Annotated in this window: 14 protein-coding genes; 8 read left to right on the forward strand and 6 right to left on the reverse strand. The window is 65.6% G+C overall.

Going from position 1 to position 15,692, the window contains the following annotated elements; translation table 11 throughout:
• The first annotated feature begins 81 nt into the window (after positions 1–81).
• The 5 genes from G3I17_RS13490 to G3I17_RS13510 all read left to right on the forward strand — a co-directional run bounded on the left by G3I17_RS13490 (position 82) and on the right by G3I17_RS13510 (position 6,466).
• Positions 82–1,248 carry a nitric oxide synthase oxygenase gene (locus tag G3I17_RS13490; protein WP_239062525.1) on the forward strand — a complete coding sequence of 389 codons (1,167 nt, stop codon included), beginning with the start codon at positions 82–84 and terminating at the stop codon, positions 1,246–1,248.
• 107 nt (positions 1,249–1,355) lie between these two features.
• A complete protein-coding gene (locus G3I17_RS13495; protein WP_343238292.1) occupies positions 1,356–3,188 on the forward strand; it encodes an amino acid permease in 1,833 nt (610 codons plus the stop codon).
• Positions 3,189–3,271: 83 nt separating this feature from the next.
• Positions 3,272–4,057, forward strand: coding sequence for an adenylate cyclase (locus tag G3I17_RS13500; RefSeq protein ID WP_164596332.1), 786 nt, complete (start codon positions 3,272–3,274; stop codon positions 4,055–4,057).
• Positions 4,058–4,092: 35 nt separating this feature from the next.
• Positions 4,093–5,853: a cytochrome c oxidase subunit I gene (gene ctaD / locus G3I17_RS13505; RefSeq protein ID WP_164596333.1), complete on the forward strand. Its 1,761-nt coding sequence runs from the start codon at positions 4,093–4,095 to the stop codon at positions 5,851–5,853.
• Between the two features lie 13 nt (positions 5,854–5,866).
• The gene (locus G3I17_RS13510) at positions 5,867–6,466 is read left to right on the forward strand and encodes a hypothetical protein (RefSeq protein WP_164596334.1); all 600 of its coding nucleotides are present in this window, start codon (positions 5,867–5,869) and stop codon (positions 6,464–6,466) included.
• Here G3I17_RS13510 and G3I17_RS13515 read toward each other — a convergent pair.
• Genes G3I17_RS13515 through G3I17_RS13530 form a run of 4 tightly spaced genes read right to left on the reverse strand, consistent with a single transcriptional unit; the run spans position 6,436 to position 9,732 of the window.
• Entirely contained in the window at positions 6,436–7,014 is a 579-nt protein-coding gene (locus G3I17_RS13515) for a transcriptional repressor (protein WP_343238293.1), read from the reverse strand. The two genes, G3I17_RS13510 and G3I17_RS13515, sit on opposite strands and share 31 nt — an antisense overlap.
• A gap of 36 nt (positions 7,015–7,050) precedes the next feature.
• On the reverse strand, positions 7,051–7,935 hold the full coding sequence (locus G3I17_RS13520) for a metal ABC transporter permease (RefSeq protein ID WP_164596335.1): 885 nt from the start codon (positions 7,933–7,935) through the stop codon (positions 7,051–7,053).
• Entirely contained in the window at positions 7,932–8,780 is an 849-nt protein-coding gene (locus G3I17_RS13525) for an ATP-binding cassette domain-containing protein (protein ID WP_164596336.1), read from the reverse strand. Before G3I17_RS13525 ends, G3I17_RS13520 begins: the two co-directional genes overlap by 4 nt.
• A 4-nt stretch (positions 8,781–8,784) precedes the next feature.
• Positions 8,785–9,732 carry a zinc ABC transporter substrate-binding protein gene (locus G3I17_RS13530; RefSeq protein ID WP_343238294.1) on the reverse strand — a complete coding sequence of 316 codons (948 nt, stop codon included), beginning with the start codon at positions 9,730–9,732 and terminating at the stop codon, positions 8,785–8,787.
• A 130-nt stretch (positions 9,733–9,862) separates the two neighbouring features.
• Between G3I17_RS13530 and G3I17_RS13535 the strand changes: the two genes are divergently transcribed.
• On the forward strand, positions 9,863–11,143 hold the full coding sequence (locus G3I17_RS13535) for an APC family permease (RefSeq protein WP_164596337.1): 1,281 nt from the start codon (positions 9,863–9,865) through the stop codon (positions 11,141–11,143).
• Positions 11,144–11,322: 179 nt separating this feature from the next.
• On the opposite strand, the gene G3I17_RS13540 is transcribed toward G3I17_RS13535, so the two are convergent.
• A complete protein-coding gene (locus tag G3I17_RS13540; RefSeq protein ID WP_164596338.1) occupies positions 11,323–12,306 on the reverse strand; it encodes a serine hydrolase domain-containing protein in 984 nt (327 codons plus the stop codon).
• Positions 12,307–12,366: 60 nt separating this feature from the next.
• Positions 12,367–13,314 (reverse strand): WYL domain-containing protein, encoded by a 948-nt coding sequence (locus G3I17_RS13545; RefSeq protein WP_164596339.1) that lies wholly within the window; start codon positions 13,312–13,314, stop codon positions 12,367–12,369.
• A 188-nt stretch (positions 13,315–13,502) separates the two neighbouring features.
• Here G3I17_RS13545 and G3I17_RS13550 point away from each other — a divergent pair, with 188 nt between their 5' ends.
• Both G3I17_RS13550 and G3I17_RS13555 read left to right on the forward strand, forming a co-directional pair.
• Positions 13,503–14,447, forward strand: coding sequence for an alpha/beta hydrolase (locus G3I17_RS13550; protein ID WP_164596340.1), 945 nt, complete (start codon positions 13,503–13,505; stop codon positions 14,445–14,447).
• Positions 14,448–15,361: 914 nt separating this feature from the next.
• The gene (locus tag G3I17_RS13555) at positions 15,362–15,622 is read left to right on the forward strand and encodes a hypothetical protein (RefSeq protein ID WP_164596341.1); all 261 of its coding nucleotides are present in this window, start codon (positions 15,362–15,364) and stop codon (positions 15,620–15,622) included.
• The last annotated feature ends 70 nt before the right edge of the window (positions 15,623–15,692 follow it).

Genomic DNA, 15,692 nt, shown 5'->3' on the forward strand with positions numbered 1-15,692 from the left:
ATGGGGTCGTGGCGCAGGACCTCCCGGACCGGCCGGCGGGCGTCACCAGGTCCCGGGAGGGTCCGGGCTAGGGTCGACCACCTGGTAGGCGGGCCCGTTGCCGAACGAAGTACCGGAAGTGCCGACACGGAGCCGGTTCGGGCCGCGGCCGAGCAGTTCCTCAAACTCTTCCATGCCGAGAACCCCCAGGCCGGGTCGATCGGGCCACGGATCGCCGAGGTGGGACGCGAGATCGACCGCACCGGGACCTACTGGCACACCACCGACGAGCTGACCTTCGGCGCCCGCGTCGCCTGGCGCAACAACGCACGCTGCATCGGACGGCTGTACTGGCACAGCCTGCAGGTGCGCGATCTGAGGACCGTCTCCGACGCCGGCGACGTCGCCGCGCAGTGCTTCGACCACCTGCGCGTAGCCCACAACGACGGCAAGATCCGACCGATGATCAGCGTGTTCTCCCCCGAGACGCCGACCAGGCCCGCCCCCAGGATCTGGAACGAGCAACTCATCCGGTACGCCGGGTACGAGCAGCCGGACGGTCGAGTCCTCGGGGACCCCCGCTACCGAACTTTCACCAGCGAACTCATCCAGCGCGGGTGGCGGCCGCCCGAACTCCCGGGAGCCTTCGATGTGCTCCCGCTCGTCGTGGAGACCGTCGAGGAGGGACCGCGGGTGTTCCAGCTCCCCGGCCAGGCGGTACACGAGGTCCCGCTCGAGCACCCCGAGCTGGGGTGGTTCGCCGACTTGGGCATGCGGTGGCACGCGGTCCCGGTGATCAGCAACAACCGGCTGGAGATCGGCGGCGTCTCCTACCCCACTGCGCCCTTCAACGGCTGGTACATGGGCACGGAGATCGGCGCCCGCAACCTGGCCGACAACGACCGGTACGACCTGGTCCCCGAGGTCGCGGAGCGGATGGGCCTCGACACCTCGACCGAGTCAACCCTGTGGCGAGACCGGGCCCTGGTCGAGATCAACCGTGCGGTACTGCACTCGTTCCACCTGAACAACGTGAGCATCACCGACCACCACACCGAGTCCCGCAGATTCCTCACCCACCTGGAACGAGAAGAACGAGCAGGCCGCCGCTGCCCCACCGACTGGACCTGGATCGTCCCACCGCTGTCCGGCTCGCAGACCCCGGTCTTCCACCGCCACTACAACACCACCCCCCAACTCCCCAACTTCTTCACCGACACCGAAGCCACCCACCGAGCCCTCCAGGGCGGTCCGCCCGCATTCCGCTGAAACAGTGCGGTGCGCCCTTGTCAGAACGGTGTTTGTCTTGCTGATCCTTGCGTGAGTAGTCCGTGAGGGTTACGGACTGAGGCAGGCTCAGGGCTGAGAGTGGATGCGTGACGGACGCTGAGGACGACAGGCATCGGCTCGGTGTGCTGGGCGGCCTCGCGGCCCTCTCGCTGGACGCGATGGCGTCTGTGGCCTACGGGCCCGAGGCGATCGTGCTCGTGCTCGCACTCGGCGGCGGGGCTGCGATCGGTCTGACTCTGCCGGTCACGATCGCCATCGCAGTGCTGCTGCTCGTCCTGGTGCTGTCCTACCGGCAGGTGATCGCCGCCTTCCCCGAGGGCGGCGGCGCGTACGGCGTGGCGAAGAAGTACCTCGGCCGCCGGGCAAGCCTGGTCGCCGGCGCGTCGCTGGTGATCGACTACGTCCTGAACGTCGCCGTCTCCGTGGCCGCCGGGGTGGCCGCACTGACCTCGGCCGTTCCCGCCCTGTACGGCTACCGGGTCTGGCTGGCGCTCGGCGTACTGGCACTTGTCACTGCGGTGAACCTGCGTGGGGTCGCCAACAGCGCGCGGATGTTCATCGTTCCCACCGCGGTCTTCGTGGCCGCCATCCTGACCGTGATCCTGGCCGGTCTGTTCCGCGAGGGCCCGGCGGCGGTCGCCACCGGAAGCGCGGAGCAGGCCGGTCAGGTTCATACCATCGGACTTTTGCTGTTGCTGAAGGCCTTCGCCAACGGCTGCGCGGCCCTCACCGGTGTCGAGGCGATCGCCAACGCGGTCCCGTCGTTCCGCAAGCCCCGGGTCGTCCGGGCCCAACGCGCCGAACTGACACTCGGCGTCCTGCTCGCGGTGATGCTGATCGGACTGGCCGTCCTGATCAAGCGTTTCGAGATCAAGCCGGTCGAAGGCGTCACCGTCCTCTCCCAGCTCGCCGACGCCTCACTCGGCCATGGCGTCGGCTACTTCATCGTGCAGTTCTCCACCGTGATCCTGCTGGCGCTGGCGGCGAACACCTCGTACGGCGGCCTGCCGGTCCTGGCCCAGTTGCTGGCGAAAGACCACTTCCTCCCGCACGTGTTCACGCTTCGCGCCCAGCGTCGCGTCTACCGCTACGGCATCGGCTTCCTGACCGTGGTCTCGGCGATCCTGCTGATCGCGGCCCGCGGCGACATGAACACTCTGGTACCGCTGTTCGCGATCGGGGTTTTTGTCGGCTTCACCCTGTCCCAGGCCGGCATGGTCCGGCACTGGTGGAGCAAACGCCCCGACGGCTGGCAGCTCAAGCTTGCCTTGAATGGCTTCGGAGCCCTGCTCACCGCTGTGGCCGCCGTCGTCGTGACAGCAACCAAGTTCACCTCGGGCGCCTGGCTGATCGTGGTCGCCCTGCCACTCCTCGTCCTGCTGATGGAAGCGGTGAACCGCAGCTACCGCCGGATCGGCCAACGCCTCGAACTGGGCCGGATCCCGGACAAACCCAGCACTCGGCGGTCGCGCATCGTCGTACCGGTACACGCCGTCAGCAAGCTCACCCGCGAAGCCCTGTCCGTCGCCAAGGGCCTCGGCCACGATGTCGTCGCGGTGCACGCAGTGAACACCAGCGACCCGGACGACGTCGCCGCCTTCGTACGACTCCTCGACGACTGGGACAAGTGGCACCCGGGAGTCCCACTGATCGCCCTGTACGACGAAGGCCGGCGGATCACCACCCCGATCATCACCTACATCCGGCACCTCGAGATCGATACCGTGTTCGTGGTGATCCCCGAGATCGAGCCGGAACATCTCTGGCAGCGGCTCCTGCAGAACAACCGCGGCGCCCTACTGGCGCACGCGCTGCGCAGGGACACCGACGCCGTCGTCTGCCGGCTCCGCTTCCGGATCCTGGACAACGACCCGAAGGCCGAAACCCCACCAACCCTGGTCTCCATCAGCCGAAGCTGACCCGGGCGAGCCTGGCCCGTACCGCGGTCGCTGACCGCCAGATCTCGCGGTCCTATCACCAATCCCCACGAGGAATGAGTTCCATGCCCTCGCCACAACTGTTGCGTGAGCTTGTCGGCGCGGCTGACAGCGTCGAACTGAAGTTCTGTCTGGCCGACGATCAGATCCGGCGGGCATCGACCGCTCTGCGGATCGATCTGCGCAGCGCACGACCGCGGCGGATCTTCTACCTGGACACGCCCGATCTGGCCCTCAGCCGGGCCGGACTGATAGTTCGAGTCCGACGGATCCACCGCTTCAAGGACGACGCGGTCATCAAACTGCGACCTGCCGCTCCTCGCCAGCTCGATGCCGACCTGCGGCGTCAGAAGGGCTTCAAGGTCGACGTGGATGTGATGCCTGACCGATTCGTCTGCTCGGCTTCGTTGAAGAGCCGACCCACCGCCGGCGCGATCGCGCAGGCCATTGCCGGACGTCTCCCCTGGAGCGACCTCTTCACCGCCGAACAGCGTCAGTTCTTCAGTACGCACGCACCGGCCGGACTCGCCCTCGACGACCTGACGGTTCTAGGCCCAGTTCTGGCGCTGAAGGAACGGCACAATATGCCGGGCCTGCCCTATCCGCTGACCGTGGACCTGTGGACGTACCCCACCGGTAGTCGCCTCCTCGAGATCTCGACCCGGGTGCCGCCACACGCGGCATTCGCCGCGATGGCCGACTGGCGGGACTTCCTCGAAAGGCACCGCCTTCTCCCAGGCGGCAGCGAGGTGACCAAGACCCTGGCCACACTGCAAGCCTTCTCCAAGTCACCTGCCCGGGCCGTCCCACGGAGCAGCTACGTTTCTTTGCGGCCTGCGACTGGACACTGAGCGTCCTGAGAGGGATCGTGCAAGGGGAGACGCAGATGGCTGACTTAGCGGAGCGAATCAGTGCTGGGACGGCTGTTACTGCGCTCCCGCGCCGGAGAAGCCTGGGCAGTGCGGTTGGCAAGTGGGTGACCACCACCGATCACAAGCTGATCGGACATCTCTACCTGATCACCTCGTTCGTCTTCTTCCTGATCGGCGGCGTGATGGCGCTGCTGATCCGCGCGGAACTCGCCGAGCCGGGTCTGCAGATCGTGAACGAAGAGGTCTACAACCAGCTCTTCACCATGCACGGCACGATCATGCTGCTGCTGTTCGCGACGCCGCTGTTCATCGGCTTCGCCAACGTGATCATGCCGGTCCAGATCGGCGCCCCCGACGTCGCCTTCCCACGGCTCAACATGTTCAGCTACTGGCTGTTCCTGTTCGGCGGCCTGATCACCCTCTCCGGGTTCCTGGCGCCTGGTGGGGCCGCGGATTTCGGCTGGACCGGCTACGCACCGCTGTCCGGCGGGACGCGCTCACCGGGCATCGGCGCAGACCTGTGGATCATGGGACTGTGGATGGCCGGCCTGGGCACCATCTTGGGCGCGGTCAACTTCGTCACCACGATCATCACCCTGCGGGCACCCGGGATGACGATGTTCCGGATGCCGATCTTCACCTGGAACATCCTGGTGACGTCGATCCTGGTCCTGATCGCCTTCCCGATCCTCGCCGCCACGCTGCTGATGCTCGAGGCCGATCGAGCCTTGGGGGCTCACGTCTTCGACGCGGCCAACGGCGGGCCACTGCTGTGGCAACACCTGTTCTGGTTCTTCGGCCATCCCGAGGTGTACATCATCGCGCTGCCGTTCTTCGGCATCATCACCGAGATCCTGCCGGTCTTCAGCCGCAAGCCCATCTTCGGGTACGTCGGCCTGGTGGCGGCCACCCTCTCCATCGGGGCCCTGTCGATCGCGGTCTGGGCCCACCACATGTTCGTCACCGGCGCCGTGAACCTACCGTTCTTCTCCTTCATGACGTTCCTGATCGCGGTGCCGACGGGCGTGAAGTTCTTCAACTGGATCGGCACCATGTGGGGCGGCTCGATCTCGTTCGACACCCCGATGCTGTGGTCGGTCGGCTTCCTGGTGACCTTCCTGTTCGGTGGCCTGACCGGGGTGCTCCTGGCGTCGCCCGGGGTGGACTACCAGCTGTCCGACTCGTACTTCGTGGTCGCGCACTTCCACTACGTCGTCTTCGGCACCGTGGTGTTCGCGATGTTCGCGGGCTTCTACTTCTGGTGGCCCAAGATGACCGGCCGAATGCTCGACGAGAAGCTCGGCAAACTGCACTTCTGGCTGCTGTTCATCGGCTTCCACACGACGTTCCTGGTGCAGCACTGGCTGGGCGTCGAGGGGATGCCGCGCCGCTACGCGACGTACGGGGCGAACGACGGCTTCACCACCCTCAACCAGGTATCGACGGTCGGCGCGATGCTGCTGGGCGTCTCGATGCTGCCGTTCTTCTACAACGTCTACAAGTCCCGCAAGGCGCCGCTGGTCGGCGTCGACGACCCGTGGGGCTGGGGCCGCTCGCTGGAGTGGGCGACCAGTTCCCCGCCGCCGCGGCACAACTTCGAGAAGCTCCCGCGGATCAGGTCGGAGAGCCCGGCCTTCGACCTGCATCATCCCGAGATCGCACTGATGGAGTACCCGGACAGCGGCGCTCCTCAGGACAACCTGCTGGACGCCGGCGAGGACCAGGGCCGGGTCGAGAACCTCGAACGCAACGCCGGGACCGATAAGGGCACCTGAGGGTGGCGACACGATGGCCTACAGCTTCGCCTGGCGCGCAGTCTGCGGTGTGATCGGCGGTCTAGGGATCGCCCTGGGACTGATCGTCCTACCACTCGACCTGTTGATCCCGTTCGTCCTGCTGACCATCGTCGTTGGCCTGACCGCGGCTGTCGGTCACACGACGAATACCACCGGCGACCAGCAAGAACGGCGAACCCGCGGGCAGGCAGGCCTTCTCGCCGCGCTGCCCTTCTTGGGCCTCTTGGCTCTCGCGGGCCTCGCTTTAGCCCTCGGCACCGTAGTACTGCTGCTGGTCCTGACCCTGGTTATCACCTCACCGCCTGCCGTCCGCTGGTACGGCGACTCCCACAGGGGGGAACTTGATGAGTCGGTGACCAGCACAGCCCAGCTCTGCCGGCAATGGCATGACACCTTCGAGGACCTCCACCAGGCGACCACGCCGGCAGCCCGCCTCCGCATCGTGACAGCCCGCCAACGCTGCCTCGACGAGCTGGAACGCCGCGACCCCGACGGCCTGAACGCCTGGCTCAGCTCCACCGCCAGCGCCGCCGGCGACCCCAGCCGCTTCCTCAGAATGCATCAATCAGAGGCCCCACCCACCGACAGCTGACCGTTCCTGCCCGAGGATTCCGGACAGCTCTGGCGATCGGTTTGGTCGTGTGGCGGCTGGCGACACGGGGGGTCGCCTTTGCTGACGGTGGACAGGCACGCTGTGCAGACACCCGCGAGTTCGAGCGTGTGCTCAATCTCGACGAACCCCGTGTCGATCGCGAGACGCTCGGCCCAGCGCTCGACCACCTCGGTGTCGACCGGCTGGCTGAGACCACAGCAGCGGCAGATCAGGTAGTGCCGGTGACCGGCAGCCGGCCGCAACCGGTAGTACCGTCCGCCCGCCTCGTCCCGGACGACGTCGACCAACTCAACCCGTTCAAGATCGTGCAGGGCTCGGTACACCGTGGTCAGGCCGATCGAGACGCCGGCCGAGGCCAGCAAAGCGTGCAACTCACCCGCGCTGACGAAGTCCTGGCAGCGCCCCAAGCCATCGAGCACGGCGGTGCGCTGACGCGTGCGGCGCAGCCCGATGTCGGCGGCGCTCAGCGGCTCGATGCCCTCCGATCTCGTCTCACCCACCACATCTCCCACGTCGATCACGTCCACGGACACTGACCACCGCGAGCCGCGGCAACCAGTCGGCTACGAGGCGGCGACCAGTACGTTCCTGCGCTGTATCGGTCGGCGTGCCGTGATGATTCGGCAGATCAGGTAGATGGCGAACGAAATGCTGGTGATGTAGGGGCTGATCGGGACCGAACTGCCGGCAGCCAGCAGGACGCCGCCGACCGACGCCGTGAGGGCGAAGATGATGCTCAGCAGCGGCACGCCCACCGGTGAGGCGGAGACTCGGAGCGCCGCTGCCGCGGGTGTGACCAAGAGCGAGAGCACCAGGAGCGCCCCGACAATCTGCACCGAGACGGCGACCGCGAGGCCGAGCAGGATCATGAAGACGATCGACATCACGCCCACCGGGACGCCGCGGGCAGCGGCCACATCGGTGTCGGTGCTGGCGAACAGCAGAGGCCTCCAGACCAGCACCAGGCCGACGGCCACCAGGGTGGAAATGATGATCAAGGACTTGATCTGCGGATCGTCGATCGCCACGATCTGACCGGTGAGCAGGCCGAACTTGTTGGCCGCCCGGCCGTGGTAGAGGCCAAGACACAGGATGCCGAGACCGAGCCCGAAGGGCATCAGCACCGCGGTCACAGAGTTCCGGTCCCTCGCCCGGGTGCCGAGTGCGCCGATCAGCAGGGCGGCGATCAGGGAGCCGATCAGCGAGCCGGTGACCACGCTGGTACCGAGCAGCAAGCTGACCGCCGCGCCGGCGAAGGACAGCTCGCTGACGCCGTGCACCGCGAAGGCCATGTCCCGCATCATCACGAACACGCCGATCATGCCTCCCATGACGCCGAGCACGACGCAGGCGATGATCGAGTTCTTCAACAGGGGCAGTAGTTGCGAGTAGTCGGAGAAGTTGAAGATCTCCGACCAGATCGTGCCGAAAGTTTCCAGGCTGATCATCGCAACACCTGCTCCCCGGCCACGGCCGCGGCGGCATCGCCTGGATGGTGATACGGGTCGAGATCAGGAACGCCGACCACCAGGATCCGTCCGTTGTGCCGGATCACCTCGACGGGCGCATCGAACAGATCGCTCAGCACCTGAGTGGTCAGCACCTCGTCCGGCGTTCCGATCCGGAAGCGGTGGTTGGCGATGTAGAGCACCCGATCGACCTTGTCCAGGATCGGATTGATGTCGTGGGTGACGAAGAGTACGCCGAGGTTGAGCCGCCGGCGCGCATCGTCGACCAGATCGCTGACCAGGCGCTGGTGCGGCAGGTCCAAAGACAACAACGGTTCATCGCAGAGCAGCAGCCGCGGCTCGGCCGCCAGCGCCTGGGCGATCCGCAGCCGCTGCTGTTCCCCGCCGGACAGCGAGGACAGCCGGGCGGTCGCGTACGCCTCGGCTCCGACCGACGACAGCAGTTGGTTCACCCGCTCACGGCGACGATGCGAGGGAAACGGGATGCCCCACCGGTGTCCGTCGACGCCGAGCGCAACCAGGTCGCGGCCGCGGAGCGGTAGCCCGTCCTCGGACAGCCGCTGTTGCGGGATGTAACCGATGCGCCGGTCACCGCGGCGCACCGGCGAGCCCAGGAACTTCGCGGTTCCGGACCGCAGCCGCAACTGGCCGAGGACAACCTTCAACAGGCTCGACTTACCAGACCCGTTGGCACCCAGTACGGCGATCAACTCTCCGCCATGGACCGCCAGATCGAGATCCTCCCAGAGGGTCCGGGATCCGAAGCCGAGGGCGGCTCGATCCAGGGTCAGGAGGAGTTGGTCAGCACCGTTCTGAGAACTCATGGGGCTACTGGCCGAGGGCGGTGGCGAGCGCGTCCAGGTTGGCCGACATCCAGCCGACGTAGTCCTTGCCGCTCGGGAGCGTCTCGGTCACCGGCACAACCGGGATGTTGTTCTGCTTGGCCGCGTTCAGCACCTTCTCGGTCTCCGGCCCCGTGGTCTGAGCGTTGTAGGCGAGCACCTTGACCTGGTGCTTGCTGTACAGCTCCAGTGTCTCGCTCAAGACCTTGGCCGGCACATCGCTGTCTTCTTCGATGGCCTCGCTGAACTCCTCCGGCGTCTTGTTCTGCAGGCCGATCGCGTCGAGCAGGTATAGCGGCACGGGCTCGGTGATCGCCACCGGCTGACCGTCGTACTTCTGCCTGAGGGTGGCCTCCTGCTGCGCCAGTCCATCGATCTTCTGAGTGAGGGCGTCGGCATTGCGCTGAAAGGTCGCCGCGTCTTCTGGTGCGGCCTTCGCGTACGCCAGCTCGAGTTGATCGACGACCTTCTTGACCGTAGGGAAGTCGTACCAGACGTGTTCATTGAGCTCCCCGCCGCCTTCGGCCTTCTTGCCCGAGATGGTGACCGCGTTCAGCACCGTCGCCGAGGGGTTCTTGGCACTCTTCAACATCCGGTCGATGAAGTCGTCATAGCCGCCGCCGTTCTCGATCACCACCGTGGCCTTGGCCAGCGACAGCTGGTTGCGCGTGCTGGCCTCGTACTCGTGCGGGTCGGCGTCCGGGCTGGTGATGATCGATGTCACCTGCACCTTGTCGCCGCCGATACTGCTGGCCAGATCGCCCCAGACGTCGGTCGAGGCGACCACTTTGATCTGCGCTCCGGCGGATGATCCGACCGACGACGGCGACCCGGAGGAGGCCGAAGCGGGAGAGTCGGTGCCCGACGAGCAGGCACTCAGTCCCATAGTGACGGCGGCGACAGCAGCGGGCAGGACGAGCAATCTGCGATTCACGACATGACCAATCTGACAGGTTCAGGCGGACTAGGTAATGGTAACCGTTATCATTATCATATACCTCACTTCCTGGCGCTGGTGCTGGCACGGAGCAGGCGATCGGTAGTCAAGGCGATAGCTTCTCCCCATGGCGGCTGACGACAGGGGCGGCGGAGTGGAGGAGTTCGGCGGTGGCTTGAGTCGGCGGTTGGGTGTGTTCGACGCCGTGGTGATCGGACTGGGATCGATGATCGGCGCTGGGATTTTCGCCGCTCTGGCCCCGGCCGCGCACGCCGCCGGGTCGGGCCTTCTCATCGGGCTGGCGGTGGCGGCTGTCGTTGCCTACTGCAACGCAACTTCCTCGGCCCGGTTGGCAGCGCGCTATCCAGCTTCTGGCGGCACCTATGTCTACGGCCGCGAGCGGTTGGGTGACTTCTGGGGCTACCTGGCCGGCTGGGGATTCGTAGTCGGCAAGACCGCGTCCTGCGCGGCGATGGCCCTCACGGTCGGCACCTACGTCTGGCCAGGCCAGGCCCACGCAGTGGCCGTCGCGGCGGTCGTGGCGCTCACGGTGGTGAACTACGCCGGCATCCAGAAGGCCGCTTGGCTGACTCGGTTGATCGTCGCCATCGTCCTTGCAGTTCTGGTTGCGGTGGTTGTCGTCTGCCTGACCGGCGAGACCACTGACGCCGCCCGTCTGGCCATCGGCCAAGACGCAACGCCAGGCGGAGTACTCCAGGCCGCCGGTCTGCTCTTCTTCGCGTTCGCCGGCTACGCGCGCATCGCCACCCTTGGCGAAGAGGTCCGCGACCCCGAGCGAACCATCCCTCGAGCGATCCCCCTCGCGCTAGGCATCACGCTCGTCGTCTACGCCGCAGTCGCCATCGCCGTACTGACCGTTCTCGGCACCGACGGCCTCGCGACAGCAACCGCACCGCTGTCCGACGCAGTCCGCGCCGCAGGCGTCCCCGGCCTGGCCCCGATCGTCCGCGGTGGCGCTGCCATCGCTGCCCTCGGCTCGTTGCTCGCGCTCATCCTCGGCGTCTCCCGCACCACCCTGGCCATGGCCCGTGACCGGCACCTGCCACCCGTACTGGCCGCCATCCACCCGCGCACCGGAGTCCCCCACCACGCCGAACTGGCAGTCGGCGCGGTCGTCGCCGTACTCGCAGCCGTCACTGACGTCCGCGGCGCGATCGGCTTCTCTTCCTTCGGAGTACTGGCGTACTACGCGATCGCCAACGCCTCCGCATGGACCTTGCGGCCGGACGAAGGACGCCCACTACGCCTCATCCCCGCCGCCGGCCTACTCGGCTGCCTGGTCCTCGCCTTTGCGCTCCCCCTCAACTCAGTCCTGACAGGAGCCGCCGTACTAGCAATCGGAGCAGCCACCTACGGCCTCCGCAAAGCGGTGCGAACCCGTCGCTAGGTCCTGGAAGTGAGCGGCAGTTCCCCGCCGTGAGACAGCCCCGATGTGGGAGATCGTGGGCGCGACCGTATGACACGGCCGCGCCCAATCGGTCAGCCGGCGGGCAGGGTGGCTGCCCCGACTGATCGTTCAACCAGGACCTGGTACCGAAGTTGGACGAGGTAAGTCTGTGTCGGTCTTCAGGGTGTGAGGGCGTTGGCGATGGGCCAGGCGCCGGGTGAGGTGTTCGAAAGCACGGTGCAGGTGGTGCCGGTGTGTGGGTCGTGCGTGGACTTGAATGACGCGCCGGCGTCGTACCCGACCAGGATCGCCGTGTCGGTGCTCTCGTGCAGCCAGAAGCCGAGACCGTAGCGCCTGGATTCCTCGGCGGGTACGTCGCAGCGTGGCCGGACGACCTCTTCGACGGAATCCACGATGTCGCCGGCGAAAAACGCGCGCCAGAAGGTGGAGATGTCAGCGGCGGTGGTGTGGATGCCACCATCGCCAGTGGCCAGTACCGGCAGGTGGAAGACGTTCGAGCGGTCCAAACCGTCTAATGGCAGGTAGCCCACAGCCACGTCAGCGGGTAGCTCGTCGGAACGGAGGAAGTCGGTCCTGGTCATGCCGGCGGGGCGGAGCACCCGTAGCCGGACCAGGTCGTGGTACCCAACGCCGCTGGCCCGCTCCGCCAGCAGGGCGAGGACCACGAAACCACCATTGCAATAGCCAAATCGTTCGCCGGCCCGGTACTTGGTGGGATGCCCGTCCAGCAAGGGCAGGAAAGCCTCGGTAGTAGTCAACTCCTGCGCCGCTCCGACGAAGTAGTCGGTGATCTCGCCGTCAGCCTCTTCGTCCAAGTAGTCGCCGATACCAGAGGTATGCGTGAGTAGATGTTCGACGGTCACATCGTCCGCGATCAGCGGCAGATCCTTGCCGAGCAGGGATCTGGCTGTGGTACTCAGCTCCAGCACACCGTCCTGCACCAGCGACACCACCGCCAGAGCGGTAAACCCCTTACTGCCACTAGCGATACCGAACCTGGTATCCAGCGAGTTCGGCACCTGGTACGCACGGTTGGCCAGTCCATACGCCTTCGCGAACTCGACCTCACCGCCCCGATCAATCCAGACCACCCCAGAAAACCCGGTCTCCTCAGCGACCCTGTCAATCTCCCCCTGCACCATTCCCGCAGATTAACCCCAGCCCCACACCAATGCCAGAACAGCCATGCGCTCGTGCCGGTCTCAGCCGTATCGCTCGACGAGCGCGTTGCCGATCGAGGTCAGGTGGTCTCGCACACCCGGAGGGCCGGTCACCTCGAGCCATTCGACCAGCCCGGCAAGCTCGCCGGCGAGCGCGTACTCGTTGTAACCGCGGATCACGACCTCGATGCGGCCGTCGGTCGTGGATCCTCCCACCTCGAGCCGACTGCCGAGCATCATCCGGAGCAGGCCCATCCCGTCGGGCGCGCATACCGCCTGGATCTCGAGGGGCGTTCGCCTGCGCTCGACCTCGTCGGCGATCTCGCGCCAGCTCTCGGCAAGGTCGAAGTCCTCGGGTCGGTGCACGGGATCGTCGGTCGGGTCGGCGGACGACACGCGGTCGATCCGGAAGGTCCGCCGGCCGGCCTCGGTGTTGGAGACGAGGTACCACGACGGACCTTTGGCGACGATGCCCAGCGGGTGGACCGTTCTCCCGGTTTCCCCACCTTTGCCGTCAACGTAGCCGAGCCGCACCTGGACGCCGCGGATCACCGCGTCCTGGAGTTCGTCGAGGAAGCGCGGTGGTCGGGGCTCGACCCGGCTCGACCCCCATCGTTGCGGGTCCATGACCAAGGACGACGCTGCTGCCTCGGCCTGCACCCGGAAGGGCTCCGGCAGGGCATGGACGAGTTTGCGCAGAGCTGCTTTCACGGCCGGAGTCGCAGCCGAGGCCTGGCCAGCGACCAGAAACAGGGCGCGGGCCTCGCTCGCGGTCAACCCGGACAGGTCGGTGCGGGCGCCGCCCACGAGGCGCCAGCCGCCGCCTCGACCCTGCATGGAATACACAGGCACCCCGGCCATGGCCAGGGCATCGAGATCGCGGCGGGCGGTGCGCTCGGAGACCTCCAGCTCCCGGGCGACCTCTACTGCTGTCACCTGCTCGCGCCGTTGCAGCAAGAGGAGGGTCGCCACCAGCCGGTCGGTTCGCATGCCGACAACATTTTCAGATAAACCGGTCATGGGGTGACCGCTTTCGGTCGGCAAGATGGCGACATGACCTCACCGACGAGTCCCACTACCCACGACCGTATCGGCCCTCGGCCGCTCCGGAGTGCGCCGACGCCATCTTCGGGCACCTTCGTCGCCTGATCACCCGAAATAGATAAAGAGGAAGTACGATGTTTGATCCAGCCGATTTTCCCGAGCCCACCCTAATTTCCGTCAACGGCGTGGAACTCGAAGTCTTCGAAGCAGGCCGAGAAAATGCAGGAAAGCCCATTGTGCTCTGTCACGGCTGGCCGGAACATGCCTTTTCTTGGCGCCATCAGATGCCCGCCCTTGCCGCGGCGGGTTATCACGTCATCGTCCCGAATCAGCGGGGTTATGGCAACTCGTCCCGGCCGGCCGAAGTGACGGCGTACGACATCGAACACTTGTCGGGTGATCTCGTCGCACTTCTCGATCACTACGGATACGAAGATGCCACCTTCGTCGGTCATGATTGGGGTGCAATGGTCGTCTGGGGACTGACCTTGCTGCATCCACACCGTGTGAATTCAGTGATCAACCTGAGCTTGCCTTACCAAGAGCGCGGAGAAAAGCCCTGGATCGAATTCATGGAAGAAATACTTGGCGGCGACTTCTATTTTGTCCACTTCAATCGGCAGCCAGGCGTCGCGGACGCCGTATTGGAAGAGAATACGTTCCGGTTCCTCCACAACATGTACCGAAAAAACGCGCCACTCGGAGCGCCAGCACCGGGAATGGTGATGATCAATCTCGCCAACGCAGAAACACCACTGGGCGAGCCCTTGATGAGCGACAGCGAACTGGCTGTTTTCGTCTCCGCCTTCGAATCATCAGGATTCACGGGCAGCATCAACTGGTACCGGAACCTTGACCGCAACTGGCGCTTGCTGGCGGACGCGAACCCGATCATCCAACAGCCCGCACTCATGATCTATGGCGACCGGGATGCGATCCAGAGGTCTGAAAACCTGACAGAGTTCGTACCCAATGTGGAAGTGGTCACCCTGGATTGCGGTCATTGGATCCAGCAAGAAAAGCCAGAAGAAACAAACCAAGCGCTCCTAAAGTGGCTGGACCAGCGGGACGCCACCTAGCACCTCGTCAAGCAGACTGGCTGCAATCTTCTCTTTGAGATCTCACATAGCAGTCACGGAGCAGGCCGCCGTACGCTCCCCCATTACCTCGCGGGAGCCGGACGGCGGCCTGTCTGCCGGAGAGCCTGGAATTGGTCTCTGGCCTGCGGAAACGTCAGCGGATTCGCATGCCTGAGATGGCGCGGGAGATGACCAGGCGCTGGATTTCACTGGTGCCTTCGAAGATGGTGTAGATCTCCTCCAGCCTCGCGGACGGTTCGCGCCGAAGGCGCCGAATCCGCGTCTGACCTGCGCGTCTATCTCTCAACGTTGCTCGGCCGTAATCGTCGTTTGTCATCGTCTCACGGAACTGCAACGGAGAAGCTACTTGCCTACAGCAACCTTTGAGCGACAATGTAGGAAACGATCAAACCCTAGGTGAGGCAGTTATGGAACGTCTTTACGGCAGAGGCGAAGGATGCGTGGACACCCGGCCGCGACGGTCCGGTCAAGTTGTGCGCCGGCTCCGATGCCGCCGACCGACTGCCCAGGATCATCGATAACCGTGACCTCGTCGGCCCGGAACGACGCGCTCGATGCGGCAGAACGGCACTCGTGGCCATCCAGCTCGTGCAGCCTCACTCCGGGATCTCAGCACGTCGAACTCGCAGCCTGGCGAAGACGGGGCGAAGCCATGACAACATTCTGAAGAAGCAGGGCCGGTATGCCTCGGATCTTGTCGGCTACCGCCTGCGAAGTCTGCTGAGCCCCTCATCCGGCAATGCAGAGTGAGCCTTTCCCGGATCCACCCATGACGGAATGCGTTAGAGCTACTCGCGAGCTCGCCTGCGTGAAGCTCGACGATCAGTGGATCTCTCGCTCGGAACGCACCTGGCAGTTTGCGACCGCGCTCGCCGCTCGTGACAGCAAAACACTTGAACCAGACTCCTCTACGTCGCTTCACTGCTGCGCGGCACCGGGCTGCTGACCGGACGATGGACTTCGCGGTACTGGGCGCCGCGAACGCCCTGTCCACCGCGCAGGAGGCCGGCCTGGACGAGCGCCGTTCCAAGGTCGTTGCCCAGGCGACCTCCAGCCACCTCTCGATCCATCCTGGGAACGGACTCGGCGGGTACCTCCTGACGGGTTCGTTGCTGGACGCAATTGGCGATCACGTCCGGCATCTCGATCGCTGACTGGTGGACAAGGTGCGCGACGACTGGCCCCGACCCAGGTTCCAGGGCGAACTGCGGCGCCGATGGGTCC

Source organism: Streptomyces sp. SID13031 (genome assembly GCF_010548305.1).
Taxonomy (GTDB): Bacteria; Actinomycetota; Actinomycetes; order Propionibacteriales; family Kribbellaceae; genus Kribbella.

Bases quoted from the DNA above. Each gene is read 5' to 3' on its own strand.
- G3I17_RS13500 (WP_164596332.1), top strand. From the start codon at position 3,272: ATGCCCTCGCCACAACTGTTGCGTGAGCTTGTCGGCGCGGCTGACAGC.
- ctaD (WP_164596333.1), top strand. From the start codon at position 4,093: ATGGCTGACTTAGCGGAGCGAATCAGTGCTGGGACGGCTGTTACTGCG.
- G3I17_RS13510 (WP_164596334.1), top strand. From the start codon at position 5,867: ATGGCCTACAGCTTCGCCTGGCGCGCAGTCTGCGGTGTGATCGGCGGT.
- G3I17_RS13520 (WP_164596335.1), bottom strand. From the start codon at position 7,935: ATGATCAGCCTGGAAACTTTCGGCACGATCTGGTCGGAGATCTTCAAC.
- G3I17_RS13525 (WP_164596336.1), bottom strand. From the start codon at position 8,780: ATGAGTTCTCAGAACGGTGCTGACCAACTCCTCCTGACCCTGGATCGA.
- G3I17_RS13535 (WP_164596337.1), top strand. From the start codon at position 9,863: ATGGCGGCTGACGACAGGGGCGGCGGAGTGGAGGAGTTCGGCGGTGGC.
- G3I17_RS13540 (WP_164596338.1), bottom strand. From the start codon at position 12,306: ATGGTGCAGGGGGAGATTGACAGGGTCGCTGAGGAGACCGGGTTTTCT.
- G3I17_RS13545 (WP_164596339.1), bottom strand. From the start codon at position 13,314: ATGCGAACCGACCGGCTGGTGGCGACCCTCCTCTTGCTGCAACGGCGC.
- G3I17_RS13550 (WP_164596340.1), top strand. From the start codon at position 13,503: ATGTTTGATCCAGCCGATTTTCCCGAGCCCACCCTAATTTCCGTCAAC.